Here is a 22407-nt window from a genome sequence, read left to right on the forward strand (position 1 = left end):
GATAAGTAGTTATTCTACAGTCAAATTTCCCAACGCAGTTATCGAGCATTTTAACAAGCTAGGATGAGCAGATATTTACTACGATTGGTATCAGATACCGCAGACAAACAAAAAGCGCTCATCAAGAGCGCTTTTGTATTGTTAAGGACGAGTTTATTCGTCGTCGTAAATAGTCGGGATTGGCTGGCGTTTGTGCTGTGTGGCATTGTAGATAGCCACCAAACGATCTTTCACGCGATCTTCAACAGCTTTGCCTTCCAGAAAATCATCAATTTCGTCGTAAGTCAGTTGAAGTGCATCTTCATCTGCTTTCTGTGGTGACAGCTCTTCGAGGTCTGCTGTAGGGGTTTTCACAACAAGAAGTTCAGGTGCACCCATGTGCGCAGCAAGTTGGCGGACCTGACGCTTGCTCAAACCAAACAGTGGCGCCAAATCGCATGCACCGTCACCAAATTTTGTGTAGAAGCCGGTGATGTTTTCGGCGGAATGGTCGGTACCTAGCACCAAGCCGCCAACCATGCCTGCGATTTCGTACTGTGCGACCATACGAGCACGTGCTTTTACATTACCCTTGACGAAATCGACCTTGGCATTGTCTGTTGGAATCAAACCGGTGCCGTCCAGCGCGGTCAGTGTTGAAGCATGCAAGCCATCAACACCATCTTTAATGTTCACGCTGACAGAGTGTGTTGGTTGGATAAAGCTTAGTGCCAACTGGGCTTCATCTTCATCCTTCTGAACACCGTAAGGTAAACGCACAGCAATGAACTGATAATCAGATGAACCTGTTTCTTCATTCAGTTGTTCAACGGTTAATTGCGCTAGACGACCACATGTGGAAGAGTCGACGCCGCCACTGATGCCCAAAACCAAAGATTTTGTGCCAGAGGCTTTCAAACGGTTTTTGATGAAGGTGATACGACGCTGAATTTCAAATTCAGCATCGATTGTTGGCAATACTCGCATTTCTTCGCGGATAGCTTGTTCCATTTCAAGACAGACCCTTGTGACATGTTTCGTTTATTCTGCAACATCCTACGCGCAAAATCATGATCATTCTTATCTCAAACTTCTCTTAGCGAAGATTTCCCCGTTTTAGGGCGTGAGTCATGTGTTCTTCTCACCAAAATGATGCAAAAACAGGCTCGGCTGATGGTTTCTTGTTCATCCAATCTCGATTTCGCTGCAAATAGATTGAAGGGGGCTGATTGAATCGGTTATCAATAGAAAATGGATGCAGAACAATACAAGAAGAAATGAGTAAAACGGAATTACGGCAAAACATTGCCATCTTTGGCAGCGCATTTAACCCACCTAGTTTGGGGCACCTCAGCGTCGTCCAGCGATTGAGTCATTTCGACCGCGTTTTATTAGTGCCAAGTTATGCTCATGCTTGGGGTAAACAAATGGCAGATTTTTCTAAGCGCTGTGAATGGGTCAGTGATTTCATTGATGACTCAAACTGTGAAAATTTAACGCTTTACCGAGAAGAAGAAATCTTATACGCAGAAGAATCTGTGACTACTTGGGCTTTGCTTAACCATATTCAGCAGCAACATCCCAATTCTGATCTCACCTTCGTACTTGGGCCTGATAATCTTTTAAACTTCTCCAAGTTCCACAAATCGGCAGACATTTTGCAAAGATGGAACGTACTTGCTTGTCCTGAGAGTCTACCCGTCAGGAGTACGACGATCAGGGAGCGATTGCTGGCAGGGGAATCCATTGATGACTTGACTACGCCAGTACTGGCTAACAAATTGAGGTCTGAAGACTTCAGCCAGTTATAAGAAACAATGACTTTATCGGCGCAGATTTTTTGATATAGCCTTGAGCGAAATCCCGACGCGATAGGCAATTTGGAGGCGCACGATAGAGCAAGGGAAGATGCATACTCATGATTTCTATATTGATACCAAAATTGATGGCGGCTGCTTTTATTGTTACGCCGTCATTTGTTTCTGCTGCTTTTATTGAATCCGGCAATGCCATAGACGATGTAGATGTCGTTGAATCCATCAACTTTTCACAATCGCAAAATCGCAGCGTGATTGAATGGCAGGTGGAAGATCAGGTAATACCAACTATCTGGGACAGCTGGAAGCATGACTGGGACATACCACACTTCCTTTCCACACAAACTGGAGCCTCGTACTACGGATTTGGTGTTTGGAAACCGGAAGAGTACCAAAAGCAAAGCTTTACTGAGATTGGAATGGAAGATTGGATTTTAAACCACGGTCTGAACTTCAGTTTTACCACCGAATCTAATAACAGCGATACCCGGTATCGGTTGGATATGCGATGGCATGAAGACACCAATACCGAGTTTCTACTGCAAATGCAGGTGCCAATTAAATAGCACCAACCGTTCTTTCTATCAGCAGCATCAGTTCCTTTTCAGGCATTGATGCTTGCTGGGCAATGTTTGTCAGTTTCTGGCCCGACTTCATTTTCTTTACGCAGTCTCTGACTTTCAGTTGCAGCGCAATCTGATCTTCACTAAAGCCCGTACATTCCAAAACTTCACTACGCTTGAGTCGCTCGCTGCCATCAAGGCGGGCTATGGCATCTGCTAACTGCAAGGTCTTGGTATCATACTTGTCATCCGGCGTGACAGAAGAGAAGTAATCGCGAGCACAGCGGAGCAACCTGCCATGTGCACCATCCCAGCTACTCTCGACTGTTTTTCCCAATTGCTCCGCAATACCCGCTACCAACAAAGATGGCAAAACGTAACCGGCTGAATTAGGCATTGATACTGTGGATCGAACAGAGAAATCAAACGAAGAAATCACGGAGTTTTGTAATACGGTGACCGCACTCAGGCAACCGGAAGGTAGCCAGAAGCCTTGACCCTTACAAACCGGGAGTTCTACTTTGCCAAGGCGGATTAGAACTAAACCTTGGTGAACCAAAATATAGGAAGACTGAGGCTGTTTTTTTCGAGGGCCGACATTTAGGTAGTCAGCTTTTTGGTAAAAATATTCTATGGCTTGCTTCATGTTAACTTTCTCTCATTGCGAGGCGCACATAGTGTTGGGTTTTCAAAATGAGATCAAGCAAAGAGAGGGTTTAGTCGTGCTCTGTTGTCCAAAAATCCTCCGCATTGTTACAATCATTAGCAAGGGAAATGAGGTAAGACCTCCAACCTCTGTATAATGCTGATTAAAACAATGTTCGAAATCCTATATCCGCGTAAAATGGCGCGGTTTTTATCGGAGCAAGTAGAATCACGTGCAACAAACTAACGATCCTTTCTTAGAAATTCGTCCATACAATGACGATGAAGTGCCTGGTGCGATTGATCGTCTGATCGAAGATGAAGAATTCATCTCAGCCATTTTAAAGTACCGCTTTCCACAGTTTTCTGGCATAGCAGGTTGGCTCCTTAAACCAATCTTGAAGCGATACCTACATTCCAAGTGGAACAAAATCAAAACTGTTCGCGACGTTCAGCTCCATATCGCTACATACATGGACTCAATGATTAAAAGTACGTCAGAAGGTTTGACGACAAGTGGTTTGGGCAAATTGGATCCTAACAACAGCTATTTGTTTGTTTCTAATCACCGCGATATTGCGATGGACCCAGCGATGGTCAACTGGTGTCTGCATGAGAATCAGTTTGATACGGTTCGCATCGCCATTGGTGACAACCTGCTTAAAAAGCCTTGCGCAACTGAACTGATGAAACTGAATAAGAGTTTCATCGTTAAGCGCTCTGCGAAAGGCCCAAGAGAAATGATGAAGGCGTTGGGTCAGTTATCTGCTTACATCAAAGCCTCTTTGGATGAGAAGCAGTCTATCTGGATTGCTCAGAGAGAAGGTCGTGCAAAAGACGGCAACGATAAAACTGATCCTGCGATTTTGAAAATGTTCTTCATGGAAGGGCGTCGCCAGAAAATTGAATTCGCTGATTATGTGGCTTCGCTGCGTATTGTTCCGGTGACTATCTCTTACGAAAACGATCCATGTGATGCAGCAAAAGCGAACGAGCTTTACCGTAAGCAGCAAGAAGGTGGATATGAAAAAGGTGAGTTTGAAGATATCGAAAGCATCGTTCAGGGTATTGTTGGCCAGAAACGCAGAATCCATGTCGCGTTTGGTGACGTGATTGGTAACGAGTTCGATTCACCTGAAGCGCTGGCTGCAGAAATTGATCGACAGATTTATCAAAACTATCACTTGTTCCCAGCAAACTACATTGCTGCGGGCAAAGAGCACAGCTCAATCACCGATAGTGACCGCGCCCAGTTTGATAGCAAGCTTTCGTCATTGCCTGAAGGTGTAGCTCAGATTGTTAAGGCAATGTACGCCATGCCGACCGATAAAAAAGCTGACGCATAACGTTGATTTATTGAACGAAAAGGGGATGTGACATTGTCACATCCCCTTTTTCTTTATCAGCTTAAACGACCCGAATATTTTCCGAAAGGAAGTCTACAAAGTGTCTGACCTTAGGTGCCAGGTATTCTCGGCGGGGATAGACCGCATAAACAGGCAGCTTCATTGTCGGCTTCCAATCCTTCATTAATACCTTTAATTCGCCGTTTTCAATTTCACTATCTAATAGATAAGTAGCGATATAAGCGATACCTACACCTGATTTGGTCGCTTCCAAAACCGCTGGGGCATTGTTGATACGGTAAGAGCCTCTGACAGTTACTGATTGCTCGCTACCATCTCGTTGAAATGACCACTGATCATAGGTGCGTTGAACGCTTTGGTAAGTGATGCAATTGTGCTCGCGAAGATCAGAGGGATGCTTTGGTGAACCATGTGCTTCGAGATAAGAGGGAGAGGCAACGAGCTTAAATTGGCAATCACCAAGCTTCCTGGCAACCATGCCTTCCGGCGGTGCTTCATGAATCGCTAACCAACAATCAAATCCATCCTCTACCAAGTTCGGGCGGTGATCGAACAAATGTACTTCCAACTCGAGGGCAGGAAACTGTGCTTGAAATGCTGAGAGCAATTTCGTGATTTGAGCATTACCAAAAGACTGAGCGACACCAACCTTTAATCTTCCAGAAACCTCATTTCTAAAACCAGCAACCATGGCTTCAGCGTCTTGCATGGTCTCGACAATCTGGCGCCCGAAGGCTGCATATTGTTCGCCGGCTTCGGTTAGGGCAACAGAGCGGGTATTTCTTTGAACCAGCTGAACACCTAATCGTTCTTCTAGATAGCGAATTTGCTTACTGACTTGAGACTTGGAAATACCAAGGTACTCGGCAGCACGGGTGAAGTGCTGTTCATGCGCCACAGTCGCCAGGACCACCATTTGCTGAAGGTTATCTAACATATGGAATTTTCGTTAGTTATCGAGAGGAGGATAGCGTATCACATCTCTTTCAAATTCATTGAGTGACGTTGTCACAAAGAAGTAAAACTCCTTTATTTAAATTTGAAGTTAGTAGGTCTCTGCCAACATTCCTTCAATTGGGAAAGGAGAGGCATGAAAAACATTTTTCTGCGCTGTTGTCATCAAAGATTCATTCAACCAAAAGGCTAGAAGATGCTGCGTAAGGATTGTGTTCAATGATCCGCACTCTAGTGCTCAATCTGCCCAAATCAGATTCCAGATCGCGTTCTGAAAGGGATTTACGAAATTGAGTTGATAGCCAAACTCTTGGTTTTGATTTCAATAAGGCTCTTTATAACAATGTCTTACATGCTTTGTTTTCAAATGGAAACAATGCGAACCCATGTAAGTGAGCGCTAACATACATTTGTTGTAAACCTACAGATCGAGAGGATCTTTTGTCGTTACTTTGAATAGATGGTGAACATGACTAAATAGAAAATTAATCAAATCGATATGAAGGATTGATAAGAATTGTTTCTATTCATGGGGCATGAGATTTAAAATTGCGGGAGAAATTCAGGTATTTGATGTGAAACTCATCAATGGCCTGGTTCATTAAGGAGGTTTGTTTTCGGATGTTAGAAGTACTGTTTCGTTTCTTTGTGCTGGGATGCATGAGCTTTGGTGGTCCTGTCGCTCATATTGGCTATTTTCAAAGAGAGTTTGTTGAAAAACGTAAGTGGATTGAAGAAGAAAAGTTTTCGATGGCGTTAAGCCTATGTCAGTTCTTACCTGGGCCTGCAAGCAGTCAGCTAGGGATGTTTATTGGCTATCATCGTGCGGGCTACATTGGGGCAATTGCCGCTTTTATTGGCTTTACCTTCCCATCTTTTGCCTTATTGACGGCAGCGGCTATGTATAGCGCGAGCCTAGGGGAGTCTTCAGCGTTGGCATTACTTATCTCTGCTGCAAAGCTGCTGGCAGTCGTAGTAGTAGCTGATGCTATTTGGACGATGGCACGAAAGTTCATCAGTGACGCTGTCACATTTGTTGTTTGCGTGGCTTCTGCTGGCTGGATCCTTTGGCAGACAGGCCTCGTAGCTCAACTGATGCCAATACTTATCGCTGGTATTCTTGGTTGGTTGTTTATTCGTAAGCCAGAAGTAGCGACTGAAGCCAAAGAGCCAACAGGTATTAAGCAAACAGCCATTCTTTTCGGCGTGTTTGCTGCGTTATTAGTACTTCCTGCTCTGAGCAGTGCACCGGTTATCAGCCTGTTTAATCACTTCTATCAAGCAGGTAGCTTTGTATTCGGTGGTGGTCACGTTGTGCTTCCACTGTTGCAACCTTTGATTGGCGACTCGGTTTCTAGTGATGCTTTGGTTGAAGGTTACGCAGCAGCACAGTTGGTTCCGGGGCCGATGTTTACTATTGCGAGCTACATTGGTGCTTCAATGGAAGGGATCAATCCAATCCTAGGTAGCGCAGTAGCAACCATTGCAATATTCCTTCCCGGGGCATTGCTATTGTTTGCTGCCATTCCTGTTTGGCAGGCTGTGATGAACCACCATAAGTTTGCAGGTTCTGTGATACTGATTAATGCGGCAGTGGTAGGTCTTCTGGTTGCTGCATTTTACCAGCCAGTTTGGATGTCGGCCGTGCATGGTGTTTCTGATGTCGTGGCAGTCATTGTTGGCTTTGCGGCTCTGCGTAAGTTTAACTTGTCAGTATTCTGGCTGCTTGCAGGTATGCTGGTTTACGCCATTGCGAAGAGCATGATGTAACACTAAATTGGTCACTCATTATTGAGCCCGAAAATGCGGGCTTTTTTGTTTTTGAGGGAATAATCCACCCAGCTCAACGCACTATAACTAATTAACTTTGCATGTTGATTGACAGTTTGGGAATGGTGTTACTTTATGAATTTGAGTGGATTTTTTGGGAAGGGGATAAAGACAGAAGGACTCTCAGGAAAGATATAAAAGCGCCGAAGCTTCTCGGCGCTTTGGTAGAACCCTAAAACTCCCACCGCTCAGTCTTTCCTGCTTCTGAGGCATGTTGGGCAAGTTCTAACGCGTAAATGCCTTTTACCGCGTCATAAGGGTCGATTGGTGGTGTAGTGCCATTCAAAATGGCGGATGCAAGGCTGGCAAAGAGCTCGGAGTAGCAACCGTGTTCCAATTCGATATCCTTTTCAGTGACGTTGTCACCAATTTCTAGCTTTCCAATATGTTGCTGGCGGCCAAATTCTGAATTTGTTACCGTGACGCCGTCACGTAGTTGTTGTTCCTGAATATCCAAACCGGCGCACGAGAACGTGGCTTTGTCTCCTTGTACGACAAAGCGAGACCCTTTGCCTGAACGGTATGGACTGGAATTCAACACCACTTCTTTATCTGCGTAATGCAGCGTCATCTTGAAGTAGTCGGTAGCTTGAGACTGTGGACGCATCGCTTTGCAATGAGCGGAGACCGCTAAGGGGGAGCCGAACAAGTGAAGCGATTGGTCTACTAGATGTGAACCCAAGTCATAAAGAATGCCCGATCCTTCTCCTGCCTGTTCACGCCAGCGTTGGCGAACCTCAGGACGGAAACGGTCGAAGTTCGATTCGAAAACACGAACCTGTCCTAGTTCATCAGATTCAATCAACGCTTTTACTGTAAGGAAGTCACCATCCCAGCGTCGGTTTTGGTAAGGACAAAGGATTTTACCGCGAGCATTGGCGATTTTGATTAGCTCCAAGCCTTGACCGCTGTTTACCACGAAAGGTTTTTCGAGCAACACGTGGCAATCCGCTTCGAGTGATTGTTTGGCAAGATCGAAGTGCGTGTGGTTTGGTGTGGTGATAATGACCAAATCCAACTCTGCATCACGAAGCATTTCTTCAATGTTTGAGTAGTACGCCGCGGAGGGGAGCTTCTCTGCCACTAAATCATGATTTGAAGAAACAACCGCGACAGGTTCGAAATCTGGATGAATAGAGAGAAAAGGAAGGTGGAAAGTCTGGGCAGCAAAGCCAAATCCTACGATGCCAGTACGAATCATTTGTCGTTCCTTGTTTTGTGTTCGTTTAGCGCTAGTATACGTGAGCATATATAAAAAAGCCCTCATCAGAGGGCCGCTTACAGAGTTTGCTAACGTCAAGCCAGTACAACAGGATAATCACCCGTTGGATGAGGCATAACAGAGACGGGCCAGCCGTAGACTTCCTCGATTATTTCAGGCGTCAGCACATCTGTTGGGATGCCATCTGCCGCTATTTTTCCTTTATTTAATATTAAGATACGGTCTGCATACTGTGCAGCAAGGTTGAGATCATGGATCACGGCGATCACCGCCGATCTGGCTTGTGCCATCTCTTTCGCCAAGCTTAAAGTCTTGTGTTGGTGGCCAATATCCAGCGCACTCGTTGGTTCATCCAGCATCAATATGGTGTCTCTTGGAGATTTTGCTATTTGTGTTAGCACGCGGGCGAGGTGTACGCGCTGCTTCTCGCCCCCGGAAAGGCTTGGGTAAAGCCTGTCAGCAAGATGAAGTACATCGGTCTTTGCCATATTCTCAGATGCGATCTCAGCGAGTTCGGCTTGGGATGCACTCAACGCCAGCCCGCCCAATTCAACTACTTCCCGAGCGGTGAAAGCAAACGTCAGGCTACTGGACTGCGGGAGTATCCCCATCGATGCGGCGAGGTGTTCAGGTTTCCAATCTTTCGCGGATTTTCCATAGAAGCGAAGTTCGCCATTACATGGCCATTCGCGGCTAATCAGTTTAAGCAGGCTACTTTTACCGGTTCCGTTTGGTCCAAGAATAATAGTTAGCTCACCCAATTTGAAAGACGTGCTGAAGTTATCCAGTAGAACCTTGTTACCCAGCGTGAGCGACGCTTGTCGAATATCAATACCCATTATGCCAAACGACCTTTTTGTTTAAGCAGCAATGCCAGGAAGAAAGGCGCCCCTAGAGCCGCTGTGATAATGCCTACCGGGATTTCAAGTGGTGCAACAATGGTGCGAGCGATCATGTCTGATGCCAGCAGTACCAAACCACCTAAAATCGCTGAAACCGGAATGAGAGTGCGGTGATCCGGGCCAGTTAGCATGCGTCCAATATGGGGAACAACAAGGCCGATAAAACCAATCATGCCGGAAAGGGCAACTGTCACGCCAACGCCTGCAGCTGTGAGAAGGATCAGATTGCGCTTGAGCGATTGGACGTTAATGCCGAGATGACGGGCTTCAGCTTCACCCAGCAGCAAGGCATTCAAAGGTTTTGCGTAGCGTTGGAACAGGATGCCCAATGAGGCTAATGAAACAAAAGCCAACCCAATCGCATCCCACGAAGCGCCGGCTAAAGAGCCCATCGTCCACAGAGAAAGGTCGCGAAGCTCTTGGTCGTCAGCAAAATAGTTTAGAAGCCCCATGCCGGCGCCTGCAATCGCGCCAAGTGCTACGCCAGCGAGTAACATAATGGTGACTGAAGTGCCGTTACTACTGGTGCCCATGTAATAGATTGCGAAGGTCGTCAGCGCACCACCCAGAAAAGCAAATACCGGCACCGTGCCCAGCACCAGAAATGCCGTATGGGTAATCACGCCACCAAATAGAACAATCGCAATGGCTGCTCCAAGTGAAGCACCGGCAGACACCCCAATAATACCGGGATCTGCCAGAGGGTTTCTGAAAAGCCCCTGCATGACGGTACCGCACATCGCAAGGATTCCGCCTACAGCAATGGCCAGAAGAGTACGTGGTAAACGGACTTCCTGAATGATCACAGAGACATAGTCAGGAAGGTCAGATTGAACGGGAAGTAGTGCTTTCAAACTGTCGAAGAAACCGATATTCATCGGCCCCAAAGTAATTGAGCTTACGACAGTGATGTACAACAAGATCGAAGATACGATCATCATCCACCGCGCTGAAACGCGGCGAGTCAGCAAATCATTCATGGAAACGTACTACTCACCAGCCACAATGCGTTTGTTAAGGTCGGTAGCGAGATCTAGGCTCGCCAACCCAAAGCCACCAAGAATTGCGTAGCCAGAAATAGGGATTATGTTGTCGTTCTTGAATGCTGGTGTTGCACTTAACAAAGGCTGCTGCTTCACCATACCTTCAATGCCGCCAACCTGCGAAAGGGTGCGTTCTGATACCAGAATGTATTCAGGCTGCATCTCTACGATCGACTCGGTAGACAGCGGCTTGTAGCTGGTGGTTTCTTTTGCCGCAGGGTTCATTCCGCCAGCCAACTTGATCACTGTGTTCACCGTGGTTTCATCACCCGCGACGGTCATTGGGCGGCCATCAGACATCATCATGAACATCACTGAAGGGCGTTTCTCAGGTGCTGAGGCGTTCAACTTTCCTATTTTATCAGCGACATCCGCTTTAATTTCAGCGCCTTTGTCTTCTGTGCCGGTAATCGACGCGACTGAATCCACGCGCTGATTAAAGTCTTCAATGGAGGTCCCTGTTGGCAGCTTTTGAACATCGACATTTGCCGATTTCAATAGCTTCAACGTGCTTTCCGGCCCCATCTCTGGCGAGCCCACGAGATGGGTAGGGCTTAGTGCTAATAGGCCTTCGGCTGATAACTGGCGATGATAGCCCAGTACGGGAATCTCTCTGCCATCAAGGTAATGACGGCTGGTTAAATCTACTGCAACCACTTCTTTTTCTGCGCCTAGTGCAAACAAAAGTTCAGTAACGGTTGAGCCGGCGCTGATGATTCTTGCATCCTGGGCGAACGCCGGTGAAGTAAATAAGCCAGTAAAAAGCAGCGCAGCAGCGCCAAGTTTGAAATTCTTTTTCATTGTTCTTCCATCACAATATTGGTGGCGTTGATATTGTTGTTTTGCATGAAGGCGAGGACTTTAAGCATGCTTTCCACATTGGCTTGTTTGTCCGCAGCGATCACCACCGGTTTATCAGGGGCTTGCTGAATGGCTTCCAGAAGCTGTGCCGTAAAGGATTCCCAGTCGTTAAGAGGTTCACCTTGAAGTGCCCACGAAGGTGAACCGCTCAACACGTTGATGGCGATAACTTCACGGTTTGGAGATTCCAGAACTTCTGAATCATTGGTTTGGGGAATCGCGATATCCATGGTTTTAATTTGGATGTTTGCCGTAAGCAGCAAAAACACCATCACGATAAAAATAATGTCGAGCAACGGCGTGAGATCCGGAGTGAATGATGTTGATTCACTTTCTGGTTGAGAGCGGATCATGCGGCGCTTTCCCTCGGTGACTCTGAGCCAGAGCCAGCGCAAGGTTTGCAATGCTTCGGACAATCCGCGCTTTCATCGAATGACACACCGGCGAGATGCAAATTGAAGTGGTTCAGCACGTATTCAATTTTTGCCAGTGTGCGATCTGCCCACAGTGCAAAAACTTGTGATGAAGCAATAGCAGGTAGGGCAATCAGCAAACCCGCTGCCGTTGTAGACATCGCCAATCCCAAGCCATCGGCCAATTCTGCAGGTGAAATACCACCTTGTGTGGCAGAAAGTCCTTTAAACATTTCTATCAGGCCGACAACGGTTCCCAGCAGACCGATCAAAGGACTCAACACGCCAATAATGTTCAGCAATTTGAGACCTGCAGTGAATTGACGGCGTTTCTTTTGAAGCCAGATAGAAACAGCTTCTTCACGCAAAGATTTAGTGAAATGACGATGATTGATCAGCATGCAGATCCCTTGGGATAGGGTGCTTTTATCCTGCTGATGACGTTCTACATACGTTTCTAGTTGTTTGTCATTGGTCAGCGAAAGTGAGTAGATCTCTTTTTGCAAAGGTTTGCTGCCCGTTTTTGTGTTCATGACAACGAAAACGATACGCTCAAAAATGAGCATCAACATGAGTGCGGAAAGCAGTGTCAAAGGCCAGGTCATGATGCCCAGTTGAGCGTGGATTGACGTGAAAAATTGTAAGTCGAACATGATTAATCCAAATTAAAACGAACAGGAATTCTTACTCTGTGCGCCAGGGCGACACCGTTTTCTTCGTGGCCGTTGAAGCGCCACTTTTCCACTGCATCCATTGCAGCGCCATCAAGCAATTCAAACCCGGAACTTTTTAGTAGGGAGCGATGGGTTTGATGGCCTTCTTCGTCCAGCCAGACTTCTATAAGCACTGTGCCTTCCATCCCTTTACGTTTTGCCATTCTCGGGTACTTAGGTTGGGAAGGGCGGACTTTAAATGTGGGCCTTTCGACCAACATAGGAGAAGATGATTTTGCCTGAGTCATTTGACTTTCTTCACTCTTCTTTTCAGCAATTTCTTCCGGTTTTTCCTCTGGTTTTTCTATTGGTTTTTTCGGCGGAAGAGGCTTGGTTTTCTCTTCTTTGCGTTCCTTCTTCGTCACCTTCTCAAGTGGTTTTTTCTTGGTTTCTTTTGGCGGGTTGACCTCTGGTTTCTCTTTTTTCTGAGGTTGGACTTCTGCCTTTTTTGGTGGCTCCTTTTTTACTGAAGGAGATTTAACCGGTTTAGGTTCTGGTTTTGTCGTTTCTTGCTGTGGAGGATCTTCGACAGGAGCGGGCTCGGGCTCGGGCGCTTTTTGTACCTGTTTCGTCGACGCAATGAGCTGGATAGCCACACGGTTACCCGTATTGGCATCGTTAACTGTGAATTGAGGCGAGGGCGGTTGAGCCCAAATCGCCAAACTGTGCAGTGCAACTGAAACGACACCACAAACTACGTACCGTCGAGTGTTCACACGTACTCCTGAAGAACTGATTTTAATAAGTGATTAGGTGCATTATGCACGAAATGCAAATGAGATCAATTATCAGTTGCATTATTATCTTTTATGAATATGATTGAAATCACTAGGAAACAGCTCGCAGTTTGACGCTGTTAATGTTAAAGGTTGCAAAATGAGATGAATGTTGATCTTCACAATCCGGAATTGGTCGGGCTAAGAACACCTGATCCACTTCGTTTTGCTTTTCAACGCAAGAAGAGTGCGCATGCCGGTGGCATGATGCGTTCAGTTAATTCTGAAGATATCCAAACCACGCTTGAAAAAGCACATGCAATCCCAGCGTCATCGGCGCATGCACCACGCTGCCTGTACATTCACATTCCGTTTTGTCGCGTGCGTTGTACCTACTGCAACTTCTTCCAATACGCATCCAGCAAGTCATTGATCGAAGGTTACGTTGAAGCACTGCGCGCAGAAATTCGATGGAAAGCCTCGCAAGTCTGGAGTCAGTCAGCGCCGTTCCAAGCGGTATACATTGGCGGGGGAACCCCAACCGATCTCAGTGGCGAACAAATCCGAATGATCGTCTCTGATATCCGCAGCCAATTTCCGCTGACACCGGACTGCGAAATCACACTCGAAGGTCGTATCAACCGTTTTGGATTGGACAAATTTGAAGCGGCACTGGAAGGGGGCGTTAACCGCTTCTCGTTCGGCGTTCAGAGCTTCAACACTCAGGTCCGTCGCAGTGCGAAGCGGCTTGATGACCGTGAAGTTGTGTTGGACAAAATCCAGCAATTGGCCAAATACAATGCGGCACCGATTGTTCTGGATTTGCTTTATGGCTTGCCTCACCAAACTCTGGATATCTGGCAGCAGGACTTGAATGACTATCTTGAGTCCGGTGCTCATGGTGTCGACCTGTATCAGCTTATCGAAATGCAGGGCTTGCCAATGGCAAAATTGGTTGAGCAGGGCAAATTGCCGTATCCGGCAGATACACAAATGAAGGCCAGTATGTTTGAGATGGGCGTGAACTTCATGGCGAAGCACCATCAGAAACGTCTCAGCGTTAACCACTGGTCTTCAGACAACCGTGAACGCAGTATTTACAACTCGTTAGCGAAAACAACTGCGGAGATCATGCCTTTAGGAGCCGGGGCTGGTGGCAATGTCAATGGCTGTCAGATGATGCAAACCCGCGATATGGATACCTACATCTCAGCGATTAACAATTTGCGTTACCCTGTCACCATGATGACGCTAGCACCTGCCAATAGAGGTGTGTCTGCTGAAGTGAAAAGCGGATTTGATGCCGGTGTGCTGGCTCAACACAAGTTGGATTCAGTGGCTGGGCAAGGCTCGTTTGAAGCGCTGTCTCCCTTGTTCGAAGCGTGGCAGGAAAACGGTCTGGTCTATCTTGAAAAGAATGAAAATGGCAGAAGTTATCTCTCGCTGACTCTCGCCGGACAGTTCTGGGCGGTCACACTGGCCCAAATCCTGATTGAAGTATTACAAAATCAAACAGCGCAGAAAGTGCAAAGAAAAGCGGCAAATGTCGCAGCTTAGGAGTAGTTAAACGATGCAACAAGCGATCATCGTGACGGAAGAAACCAAACAGCGCGTGGCTGAATATCTGGCCCAGGATGAGCACACACCAGTATCAAACATGGTGGACTCACTGAAATTGACGGAAGGTGAAATTACGCTGGCACTCCCAGAAAGTATGATTTCCCACGTGAAGGGTGAAATTGCGCAGACCATTCTGGAAGCAATGCCAGCATGGGGTAAGGTCACCACCATCGTACATTCTGGTGGTTCTGTCTTTGAATTTAAAGCGCCATTTCCGAAAGGAAAAGTTGCACACGGTTACTACAACCTAATGGGACGTGAAGGTCAGTTACACGGCCATCTTCGTTTGGATTTAGTGTCTGATATTGCATTTGTCAGCAAGCCATTCCGTGGTACTGAGAGCCACTATATTGGTTTCTTCGACAACACTGGTCACTGTGTATTTAAGATTTACCTTGGCCGTGACAAAAAGCGTCAGCTATTCCCAGAACAAATTGAACTGTTTAACGCCATGAAGCAGGAGTTGGCAAAATGAGTGACAAAGCAGAACGTCTACAAAACCGTCTAGGCCCAGAAATTCAGGAGTTTCGTGATTCTCGCAACACGCTTCAATTGGGCACTGTAGACAAAGAAGGTAAGCCACATACCAGCTATGCGCCTTTCGCTTTCTCTGAAATGGGTTACTACATTCTGGTTTCAGATCTTGCTACCCATGGTCAAAACCTCAAGCACTGCAAAGCCGTCTCTATCATGATGATCGAAGACGAAAGCGAGGCGCGCTCGATCTTTGCGCGTCGCCGCCTTTCGTTTGACACCAATGCAGAACTGATTGAGCGTGATTCAGAGGTCTGGACCACAGCAATTCAAGTGATGCGTGATCGTCTGGGCGAGATGATCGACAACCTCAGCCAACTCGGCGATTTCAATCTCTACCGTTTGAATCCAGTCATCGGCCGTTACGTGAAAGGCTTCGGTCAGGCATTTGATGTGTCGGGCGAAGACATGCTTTCCGTGATCCACCTGAATGAAGGTCACGTGAAGAAGATGAAAGAAGAGAACGCTTAATCTCTTTTATCAGGCCCTCATTCTGAGGGCCTGATATCACCTCCCATAACTATAAAAATCGCACGGAAACCAGTGTGAGTAGGTTTCTTTTGCCTGAAGAAAACTGATTGGGATTTCTCAGGCGCTTTAAAGAGTGGAAATTATGACTATCAAGAAAAACAAGCTGGCGATTTTAGTCGGCCTTCTCTGTGCGGGCAGTGCTTCAGCCCAAGACGTTTATACTTTTGACGAAGTGGTTGTCTCTGCAACCCGAAGCGAGCAAAACATCAGTGATGTAGCCGCTTCTGTTGATGTAGTGAACAGCGAAACAATCGAAGAGAACCTTGCTCAAGATCTTGAGCAGGCGATTGCGAATGAGCCGGGTGTGTCGATGCCGGGCACGGGTCGTTTCGGAAACTCAGGCTTTAATATTCGTGGTTTGAGCGATAACTACGTAAAAACCATGGTGGATGGTGTTGAACAACCTTCATCGTTCAACCCGGGCGCAGATGTGATGCGCAAATACAACAACACCGTTGAGACCGACACCTTGCAGCGTGTTGAGATAAGCAAAGGTCCTGCCTCCAGCCTATACGGCAGTGATGCACTGGCCGGTGCTGTGATCATCCGCACCAAGAACCCGGGCGACCTTCTGGTCGCTGAGGGTGATGACACCTATGCCAGCGTGAAAGGCGGTTATTACAGTGCTGATGAGAGCTACAAAGCGACTGCAACTCTGGCAAACCGTACTGGCGATCTGGAAACCTTGCTGATTTTTACACATCGTGATGGTCACGAAACAGCGACCCACGGCAGTGGCGCTGATATTGAAGGCCGCGAACGTGGACAGGCTGACCCATTTGATATCAACTCAGACAACCTTTTGCTGAAAGCTTTCTATCAGTTGAATGATGCGCATCGAATTGGCTTGACGGGTGAGATTTATAACCGAGAAGCAGATGGCCTGGTGCTATCTAACGAAGGCTATGAAATCATGCCAGGCTTCGTATACACGCGTAACAGTGCCAGTGATGAGGACAAACGCAAGCGCGTAACCTTCGAGCACGAATGGCAAGCGAACAACGCCGCGTTTGACCACTTGAAATGGCAAGTGACCGCGCTGGAAAGTGAAAGTAATCACAACACCTTTGATGAAACCCCGCAGCCGCCAACGTCATTTGGACATGGATACCGTCAGCGCATGCGTAACGGTGTAGATAAGAGCGCCCAGTTTGATGCCCAGTTCGACAAGGCCATTGAACTTGAGAGCAGCTTCCACGAAATCAGCTATGGCGTGAATTACATCACTAACGAGTTTGATCTGGATTACCGCGATTATTACCTAGAGGGTTACAAAGCGGGTACGTCAGTAGATAAAACCGGTGAAGTGCCAAACGCAGAGTCAGTGAAATGGGGCATCTTTGTACAGGATCAAGCTTTCTTCCTGGAAGAACGACTGGTAGTAAATGCGGGTCTTCGTTACGACAAGTTTACTGCAGAGCCAAAACAAGCTTCAGAGGATAATCCAAAGTCCAAAAGTGACGCGTTAACGGCGAAACTGGGTGCGGTTTATCACTGGACCGAAAGCCTGAGCAGCTTCGGTAACATCAGCCAAGGTTACAAAGCGCCAACGCTTCAGGATTTGTACTACTTCTACGAAACTGACGCTGCTAGAGGAGCTGTGTTCGAGGCAAACCCTAACCTGAAGCCGGAAGAGAGCATTGGTTATGAAACTGGTCTGCGCTTCACTCAGGACTTCGGTCGCATTGAGTTCTCGGTCTATTACAACGACTATAAGAACTTTATCGAAACGCACAAATTGGCAGATGACAACGGTCAGGGTAAAGAGCTTTGGACCAAAGAGAACATCAGCAAAGCTGAAATCTATGGTGCTGAGCTGAAAACACATCTGGCATTGGATGTGCTGTTGGGCGCCCCAACAGGTCTATACAGTGATATGAGCGTGGCTTACACCCAAGGTGAAGACAAAGAAAACGGTGAAGCGCTGGATACTGTCGCTCCACTTTCTGGTTACTTTGCGCTGGGCTATGCCGACGTTGAAAACACTTACGGTGGTAAGTTGTCAGTGAAAGCTGTTGCGGGTAAATCCGGCTCTGATTGGAGTAACTCAAACGGCACTGAAAACGTGGGTGCGCCAGGTTACGCTGTAACAGATGTGACAGCGTTCTACCGCCCGGTGACAGATCTGACGCTGCGTGCCGGTCTGTTTAACGCCTTAGATAAGAAATATTGGGACTACAACGACCTGATTGGTGCGGAATCATCCACAGAAGGACTTGATCGTCGCACGCAACCAGGACGTAACTGGGGTATAGAAGCCGAATACGTGTTCTAACCGCAGAATAACTTCTGAAGATAAACACCCCGGATTTCTCTGGGGTGTTTTCGGTTCTAGCCTGAGTTATGCTCAGAAGGTACATGATAATAAAAATGACAAAGAATTCTGGAGATACAGTGACTAGCAGTACGCTAACAACCATTTCGACACGTTGGTTGATTGAGCAGGCGAAAAAGCACAAGAAACGCCTGATTACCGCCAACCTTATCGCTATCTGTGCGACGCTCATCAGCGTGCCAATTCCCCTGTTTATGCCGCTAATGGTCGACGAGGTGCTGCTAAACAAACCTGCCGGTGGGGTGAATTTCTTCAATCAGATTTTGCCTGAGTCACTGCAGCAACCAGCCAGTTATATCGTCATGGTGCTGATACTGGTGATTGTGATGAGGATTGTCAGTCAGGCGCTGAATATCTGGCAAAGCCGCCAGTTCACGCTGGTGTCCAAATCCATCACTTGCCATATCCGTCAGCAGCTCCTCGATAAGCTTGGCCGCATCAGTATGAAAGAATACGAAGAGCGTGGCAGCGGCGGCGTGAGTTCTCATCTGGTGACGGACATCGAGACTATCGACTCTTTCCTTGGCAACAGTTTGAGCCGCTTTGTGGTGGGTGTACTGACAGTATTTGGTACGGCAATTATCCTACTGTGGCTCGACTGGGCGCTTGGCTTATTCATATTGCTGGTTAACCCGCTGGTGATTTACCTCTCACGCAAAATGGGCCAACGCGTTAAGCACCTCAAAAAGGCTGAAAACCAATCTTTTGAGCGGTTCCAGCAACGTCTGGTAGAAACGCTGGATGGCATCTATCAGCTTCGTGCTGCTAACCGTGAACGCGCTTACCTTGATGTTCTGAAGACAGATGCTGAAGCCATTCGCCACGATGCTGATAAGTACGCCTGGCAGTCAGAAGCGGCGGGGCGTGTTTCCTTCCTCATGTTCCTGATCGGTTTTGAGCTGTTTCGTGCGGCGGCGATGCTGATGGTACTGTTCAGCGACCTGACTATTGGCCAGATCTTTGCAGTGTTTGGTTATCTGTGGTTTATGCTCAGCCCGATTCAAGAACTGCTGGGTATTCAATACGCTTGGTTCAGCGCTTCTGCAGCAATGAAACGTTTGAACGGTCTGCTTGCACTGGATGAAGAGCCACGTAACGCATCCGAGAAAGATCCGCTGGAAGACAAAGACACCTTTGGTGTGGAATGTCGTGATCTAACTTTCAGCTATGACAGTGAGAAAACGGTGTTGAATGGTCTTTCTCTTAATATCCCACAAGGCAAGCGTGTGGCGCTGGTTGGCGCATCGGGTGGCGGTAAATCCACACTGATTCAACTTCTGCTGGGGCTTTATCGCAAGTCTGACGGTGAAATCCTGATTGATGGCAAACCCGTCGAAGAGATTGGCTACGAGACGCTTCGACAGCATACGGCTGTGGTCTTGCAGCAGCCGATGATCTTTAACGATACATTGCGTGAAAACCTGACATTGGGACGAACCGATTTCTCCGACGATCAGCTGTGGCAATCGCTGGAAATTGCTCAGTTAAGTGATGTTGTCGATAAGCTGGATAACGGATTGGAATCCCAGCTGGGTCGACAAGGCCTCAAGCTTTCTGGAGGACAGCGTCAGCGCTTAGCAATTGCCCGTATGATTCTGACCAATCCTAAGCTGGTGATTTTGGACGAAGCGACCTCAGCGCTGGATACTGCAACAGAAGCAGCGTTGCACGAGGCGCTGAATAACTTCCTGCAAGGTAGAACCACACTGATTGTGGCGCACCGTTTGTCTGCAGTGAAACAAGCTGACCTGATTTATGTACTGGAAGATGGCAAGGTCGCGCAAAGCGGTAACCATAGCGAACTGGTGCAAGAAGAGGGGGTCTATCAAACCCTGTATGGCAACCTTCAAGTTGGCTAATTACAAACAACGCCTTAGACGAAAGCCCTGCATCAGCAGGGCTTTTTACTTTCTGGAGCGGTGGTACGGATTATTTCACTGTCAGCGAAGCGCCTTGGGTTTTAATCACGTCTTGATACCAGAAGAAGCTCTTCTTGCGTTTTCGTTCGAGAGAGCCACTGAAATCGTCATGTCGGTCGACATAAATGAAACCATAACGTTTGCGCATTTCCGCGGTGGAATTCGCGACGAGATCAATCGGTCCCCACGTTGTGAATCCCATTAACTCCACACCGTCTAACATGGCTTCACTGGCCTGAACTAAATGGTCATTAAGGTAAGCAATGCGGTAGTCATCCTGAATCTCACCGTTTTCATCCAATTCATCGATTGCGCCTAGCCCATTTTCAACGATGAACAGAGGCTTCTGGTAACGGTCATAGAGGAAATTCAGCAGAATACGTAGGCCTTTCGGGTCGATGAGCCAGCCCCATTGGCTCTTCTCCAGATAAGGGTTTGGCACACTGGCGACGATATTGCCGACTTCTTTTTGTTTAGGATCAGCACTCGCACAGCCGCTGGCGTAATAACTGAATGAGATAAAATCAACTGAAGCACTGGCGATCACGTTCAGATCGCCATCTTCCATTGCGATTTCGATACCATTTTCTCTGAAGTAACGAAGCATGTAGCCCGGGTATTTGCCGCGCGTCTGGACATCACCAAAGAACAGCCATTTGTTATTCTCATGCATGGCAGCGATGACGTCGTCTGGGTTGCAAGTAAATGGGTAATTGATAGCTCCCAACAGCATGTTACCGATCTTAGCGTCTGGAATAATCTTATGGCAGAGCTTCACCGCTTTTGCGTTAGCCACCAACTGATGGTGAATCGCCTGATAGATTTCCTGCTCGCTGGCATCTTCCTGAAGCCCAACGCCGGTAAAAGGCGCATGTAGCGACATATTGATTTCATTGAATGTCAGCCAGAGCTTAACTTTGTCCTTATACCGTTCGAAAACGGTACTGACATACCGCTCAAAGAAGCCGATCAGTTGTCGGTCTGCCCAGCCTCCATAGTTTTCTACCAGAGCGTAAGGCATTTCATAATGTGAGAGCGTCACAAAAGGCTGGATATTGTGTGTAGCCAATTCATCGAAAATACGGTCGTAATAGGCGAGGCCAGCCTCGTTAGGTGATTCCTCATCACCGTTCGGGAAAATACGGGTCCAGGCAATGGAAAGACGCAGGCAGTTGAAGCCCATTTCATTGAACAGGGCAATGTCCTCTGGGTATCTGTTATAGAAATCTATGGCCACATCTTTAATACCCGGCGTGCGTTCTTGGCGGGTTTGGTGCGGGCTTAGACTCCCAGAGGGGAGCATGTCGGACGTCGAAAGGCCTTTGCCTTCGATAGCATAAGATCCTTCAACCTGGTTGGCCGCAATGGCGCCGCCCCATAGAAAATCTTTCGGAAATAACGTCATGTGAACCTCTGATTTCACGGTTTCAACGATAGTGTGGACAGGCATCAGTATGGATAACTCTATGGGATGGAAAAAGAGAGTTTTTGAACCTAAATCGATTCCTCATTTGAATAACATGAATCCACAAATTGTCTGTTTAAAGTGTCAAAAAGTGAAAAGAGGAAGGTATTTGTATCTAGAATTACATCTTTTAATGGTTGAATCTAACGCAATTGGCGTCTGGTGCTGGCAAGTGTCTTCAAGGTGTTCCACGCTTACTGATGGACACCTCAATAGAAGGGCATTTTCTCCAATGAAAGTACTGCTGAAATCAAACATAACCTGCCCAAAATGCGGACACGTTAAGTCAGAACTCATGCCGATCGACACACCTCTACAACATTACGAGTGTGAGAGTTGTGGTGAGGTTTTGATAGTTCAGGATGGTATGTGCTGTGTGTTTTGCGCTTATGGTGACGCCTCATGTCCGCAGTCACAAGTTAAAGGGCGTTGTACTGACCAACTTCATTGATTACTCAGCATCGACAGCTGGGTAGAATACTGCCAGCCAAACAGTTTCTTTTTCGGGTTCTGTCCAGCTCACCTTGTGTTTGGTGCGGGCCGGAATATTGACATGATCACCAGCCTGCAAAGGCATGACTTCGCCACTTTCAAACGTTAATTCAGCGCTGCCTTGTAACACGACAACCCATTCATTCTCGTCTTGATCGTACCAGCCTGTCTCAGGAGAAGTTTGCCCTCGCGACACTATTCTCTCAATCCTGACAAACGGGTGTTTGACTAAATCTTCAAAAACCTCGTTAATTCTGGCATTTGGCAAGCTTTTAAAGAGGTTTCCTTGTTTGAACATCTTTTCTGACCCCATGGATAGCAACCTGTTGAACATAAAGCATTAACGCAACGTGTAAACACATAGGAAGCTGCCTAGAAACACCTACGTCATGCTGACTACTTTGCTAAAAAGTGGCCGGAAAAAGTCTATTTCCGACTAATTGCTTCCTGTCTCAATATTGCATCACAAATTGAAGGTTATATGAA

22 protein-coding genes are annotated in these 22407 nt (G+C 47.2%); 10 read left to right on the top strand and 12 right to left on the bottom strand.

Going from position 1 to position 22407, the window contains the following annotated elements; all coding sequences use genetic code 11:
• Positions 1-153: 153 nt before the first annotated feature.
• Positions 154-990 carry an ammonia-dependent NAD(+) synthetase gene (gene nadE, locus RN22_RS04830; protein ID WP_046303332.1) on the bottom strand — a complete coding sequence of 279 codons (837 nt, stop codon included), beginning with the start codon at positions 988-990 and terminating at the stop codon, positions 154-156.
• A gap of 266 nt (positions 991-1256) precedes the next feature.
• On the opposite strand from nadE, the gene RN22_RS04835 reads away from it, so the two are divergent.
• The gene (locus RN22_RS04835; RefSeq protein WP_046303333.1) at positions 1257-1790 is read left to right on the top strand and encodes a nicotinate-nicotinamide nucleotide adenylyltransferase; all 534 of its coding nucleotides are present in this window, start codon (positions 1257-1259) and stop codon (positions 1788-1790) included.
• A gap of 107 nt (positions 1791-1897) precedes the next feature.
• Positions 1898-2362: a hypothetical protein gene (locus RN22_RS04840; protein ID WP_046303334.1), complete on the top strand. Its 465-nt coding sequence runs from the start codon at positions 1898-1900 to the stop codon at positions 2360-2362.
• Here the strand turns inward: RN22_RS04840 and RN22_RS04845 are convergent.
• Complete coding sequence (locus RN22_RS04845; protein ID WP_046303335.1) at positions 2355-3005, bottom strand: hypothetical protein; 651 nt, start codon at positions 3003-3005, stop codon at positions 2355-2357. The genes RN22_RS04840 and RN22_RS04845 overlap by 8 nt on opposite strands.
• Before the next feature lie 232 nt (positions 3006-3237).
• On the opposite strand from RN22_RS04845, the gene RN22_RS04850 reads away from it, so the two are divergent.
• Positions 3238-4350: a 1-acyl-sn-glycerol-3-phosphate acyltransferase gene (locus tag RN22_RS04850; protein ID WP_046303336.1), complete on the top strand. Its 1113-nt coding sequence runs from the start codon at positions 3238-3240 to the stop codon at positions 4348-4350.
• Between the two features lie 61 nt (positions 4351-4411).
• On the opposite strand, the gene RN22_RS04855 is transcribed toward RN22_RS04850, so the two are convergent.
• Positions 4412-5308, bottom strand: coding sequence for a LysR family transcriptional regulator (locus RN22_RS04855; RefSeq protein ID WP_046303337.1), 897 nt, complete (start codon positions 5306-5308; stop codon positions 4412-4414).
• 638 nt (positions 5309-5946) lie between these two features.
• Between RN22_RS04855 and chrA the strand changes: the two genes are divergently transcribed.
• Positions 5947-7095, top strand: a complete 1149-nt coding sequence (gene chrA, locus RN22_RS04860) for a chromate efflux transporter (protein ID WP_046303338.1) — start codon at positions 5947-5949, stop codon at positions 7093-7095.
• Between the two features lie 232 nt (positions 7096-7327).
• On the opposite strand, the gene RN22_RS04865 is transcribed toward chrA, so the two are convergent.
• The 7 genes from RN22_RS04865 to RN22_RS04895 all read right to left on the bottom strand — a co-directional run bounded on the left by RN22_RS04865 (position 7328) and on the right by RN22_RS04895 (position 12905).
• On the bottom strand, positions 7328-8356 hold the full coding sequence (locus RN22_RS04865) for a Gfo/Idh/MocA family oxidoreductase (RefSeq protein ID WP_046303339.1): 1029 nt from the start codon (positions 8354-8356) through the stop codon (positions 7328-7330).
• Between the two features lie 95 nt (positions 8357-8451).
• Entirely contained in the window at positions 8452-9216 is a 765-nt protein-coding gene (locus RN22_RS04870; protein WP_046303340.1) for a heme ABC transporter ATP-binding protein, read from the bottom strand.
• Positions 9216-10259, bottom strand: a complete 1044-nt coding sequence (locus RN22_RS04875; RefSeq protein WP_046303341.1) for an iron ABC transporter permease — start codon at positions 10257-10259, stop codon at positions 9216-9218. The genes RN22_RS04870 and RN22_RS04875 overlap by 1 nt, the downstream gene beginning before the upstream one ends.
• A gap of 9 nt (positions 10260-10268) precedes the next feature.
• Positions 10269-11123: a hemin ABC transporter substrate-binding protein gene (locus RN22_RS04880; RefSeq protein ID WP_046303342.1), complete on the bottom strand. Its 855-nt coding sequence runs from the start codon at positions 11121-11123 to the stop codon at positions 10269-10271.
• A complete protein-coding gene (locus tag RN22_RS04885; protein WP_046303343.1) occupies positions 11120-11536 on the bottom strand; it encodes a biopolymer transporter ExbD in 417 nt (138 codons plus the stop codon). Before RN22_RS04885 ends, RN22_RS04880 begins: the two co-directional genes overlap by 4 nt.
• Entirely contained in the window at positions 11533-12249 is a 717-nt protein-coding gene (locus tag RN22_RS04890) for a MotA/TolQ/ExbB proton channel family protein (RefSeq protein ID WP_046303344.1), read from the bottom strand. The genes RN22_RS04885 and RN22_RS04890 overlap by 4 nt, the downstream gene beginning before the upstream one ends.
• Positions 12250-12251: 2 nt before the next feature.
• The gene (locus RN22_RS04895; RefSeq protein ID WP_231590848.1) at positions 12252-12905 is read right to left on the bottom strand and encodes an energy transducer TonB; all 654 of its coding nucleotides are present in this window, start codon (positions 12903-12905) and stop codon (positions 12252-12254) included.
• A gap of 285 nt (positions 12906-13190) precedes the next feature.
• Here RN22_RS04895 and hutW point away from each other — a divergent pair, with 285 nt between their 5' ends.
• From hutW to RN22_RS04920, 5 genes are all read left to right on the top strand, one after another.
• On the top strand, positions 13191-14582 hold the full coding sequence (hutW, locus tag RN22_RS04900) for a heme anaerobic degradation radical SAM methyltransferase ChuW/HutW (RefSeq protein WP_046303346.1): 1392 nt from the start codon (positions 13191-13193) through the stop codon (positions 14580-14582).
• 13 nt (positions 14583-14595) lie between these two features.
• Positions 14596-15120 (top strand): heme utilization cystosolic carrier protein HutX, encoded by a 525-nt coding sequence (gene hutX / locus RN22_RS04905; protein WP_046303347.1) that lies wholly within the window; start codon positions 14596-14598, stop codon positions 15118-15120.
• Positions 15117-15650, top strand: coding sequence for a heme utilization protein HutZ (gene hutZ / locus RN22_RS04910; protein WP_046303348.1), 534 nt, complete (start codon positions 15117-15119; stop codon positions 15648-15650). The genes hutX and hutZ overlap by 4 nt, the downstream gene beginning before the upstream one ends.
• A 142-nt stretch (positions 15651-15792) precedes the next feature.
• On the top strand, positions 15793-17985 hold the full coding sequence (locus RN22_RS04915) for a TonB-dependent hemoglobin/transferrin/lactoferrin family receptor (RefSeq protein WP_046303349.1): 2193 nt from the start codon (positions 15793-15795) through the stop codon (positions 17983-17985).
• A 95-nt stretch (positions 17986-18080) separates the two neighbouring features.
• Positions 18081-19904 carry an ABC transporter ATP-binding protein gene (locus RN22_RS04920; RefSeq protein ID WP_369700088.1) on the top strand — a complete coding sequence of 608 codons (1824 nt, stop codon included), beginning with the start codon at positions 18081-18083 and terminating at the stop codon, positions 19902-19904.
• Positions 19905-19974: 70 nt separating this feature from the next.
• On the opposite strand, the gene RN22_RS04925 is transcribed toward RN22_RS04920, so the two are convergent.
• Entirely contained in the window at positions 19975-21369 is a 1395-nt protein-coding gene (locus tag RN22_RS04925) for a glycoside hydrolase family 1 protein (protein WP_046303382.1), read from the bottom strand.
• A 292-nt stretch (positions 21370-21661) separates the two neighbouring features.
• Here RN22_RS04925 and RN22_RS25580 point away from each other — a divergent pair, with 292 nt between their 5' ends.
• Complete coding sequence (locus RN22_RS25580) at positions 21662-21880, top strand: GDCCVxC domain-containing (seleno)protein (RefSeq protein ID WP_082111363.1); 219 nt, start codon at positions 21662-21664, stop codon at positions 21878-21880.
• Here the strand turns inward: RN22_RS25580 and RN22_RS04930 are convergent, their stop codons facing one another.
• Entirely contained in the window at positions 21881-22234 is a 354-nt protein-coding gene (locus RN22_RS04930) for a cupin domain-containing protein (RefSeq protein WP_156168169.1), read from the bottom strand.
• Positions 22235-22407 lie beyond the last annotated feature (173 nt).

This window comes from Grimontia sp. AD028, assembly GCF_000973155.1.
Lineage (GTDB): Bacteria > Pseudomonadota > Gammaproteobacteria > Enterobacterales > Vibrionaceae > Enterovibrio > Enterovibrio indicus.

Excerpts from the sequence above, each read along its gene's own strand:
- RN22_RS04885 (WP_046303343.1), bottom strand. The coding sequence starts at position 11,536 with ATGATCCGCTCTCAACCAGAAAGTGAATCAACATCATTCACTCCGGAT.
- RN22_RS04855 (WP_046303337.1), bottom strand. The coding sequence starts at position 5,308 with ATGTTAGATAACCTTCAGCAAATGGTGGTCCTGGCGACTGTGGCGCAT.
- RN22_RS04875 (WP_046303341.1), bottom strand. The coding sequence starts at position 10,259 with ATGAATGATTTGCTGACTCGCCGCGTTTCAGCGCGGTGGATGATGATC.
- RN22_RS04835 (WP_046303333.1), top strand. The coding sequence starts at position 1,257 with ATGAGTAAAACGGAATTACGGCAAAACATTGCCATCTTTGGCAGCGCA.
- RN22_RS04865 (WP_046303339.1), bottom strand. The coding sequence starts at position 8,356 with ATGATTCGTACTGGCATCGTAGGATTTGGCTTTGCTGCCCAGACTTTC.
- chrA (WP_046303338.1), top strand. The coding sequence starts at position 5,947 with ATGTTAGAAGTACTGTTTCGTTTCTTTGTGCTGGGATGCATGAGCTTT.
- RN22_RS04930 (WP_156168169.1), bottom strand. The coding sequence starts at position 22,234 with ATGGGGTCAGAAAAGATGTTCAAACAAGGAAACCTCTTTAAAAGCTTG.
- RN22_RS04870 (WP_046303340.1), bottom strand. The coding sequence starts at position 9,216 with ATGGGTATTGATATTCGACAAGCGTCGCTCACGCTGGGTAACAAGGTT.
- RN22_RS04915 (WP_046303349.1), top strand. The coding sequence starts at position 15,793 with ATGACTATCAAGAAAAACAAGCTGGCGATTTTAGTCGGCCTTCTCTGT.
- hutW (WP_046303346.1), top strand. The coding sequence starts at position 13,191 with ATGAATGTTGATCTTCACAATCCGGAATTGGTCGGGCTAAGAACACCT.
- RN22_RS04920 (WP_369700088.1), top strand. The coding sequence starts at position 18,081 with ATGACAAAGAATTCTGGAGATACAGTGACTAGCAGTACGCTAACAACC.
- RN22_RS04845 (WP_046303335.1), bottom strand. The coding sequence starts at position 3,005 with ATGAAGCAAGCCATAGAATATTTTTACCAAAAAGCTGACTACCTAAAT.
- RN22_RS04880 (WP_046303342.1), bottom strand. The coding sequence starts at position 11,123 with ATGAAAAAGAATTTCAAACTTGGCGCTGCTGCGCTGCTTTTTACTGGC.
- RN22_RS25580 (WP_082111363.1), top strand. The coding sequence starts at position 21,662 with ATGAAAGTACTGCTGAAATCAAACATAACCTGCCCAAAATGCGGACAC.
- RN22_RS04840 (WP_046303334.1), top strand. The coding sequence starts at position 1,898 with ATGATTTCTATATTGATACCAAAATTGATGGCGGCTGCTTTTATTGTT.
- RN22_RS04890 (WP_046303344.1), bottom strand. The coding sequence starts at position 12,249 with ATGTTCGACTTACAATTTTTCACGTCAATCCACGCTCAACTGGGCATC.
- RN22_RS04925 (WP_046303382.1), bottom strand. The coding sequence starts at position 21,369 with ATGACGTTATTTCCGAAAGATTTTCTATGGGGCGGCGCCATTGCGGCC.
- hutZ (WP_046303348.1), top strand. The coding sequence starts at position 15,117 with ATGAGTGACAAAGCAGAACGTCTACAAAACCGTCTAGGCCCAGAAATT.
- hutX (WP_046303347.1), top strand. The coding sequence starts at position 14,596 with ATGCAACAAGCGATCATCGTGACGGAAGAAACCAAACAGCGCGTGGCT.
- nadE (WP_046303332.1), bottom strand. The coding sequence starts at position 990 with ATGGAACAAGCTATCCGCGAAGAAATGCGAGTATTGCCAACAATCGAT.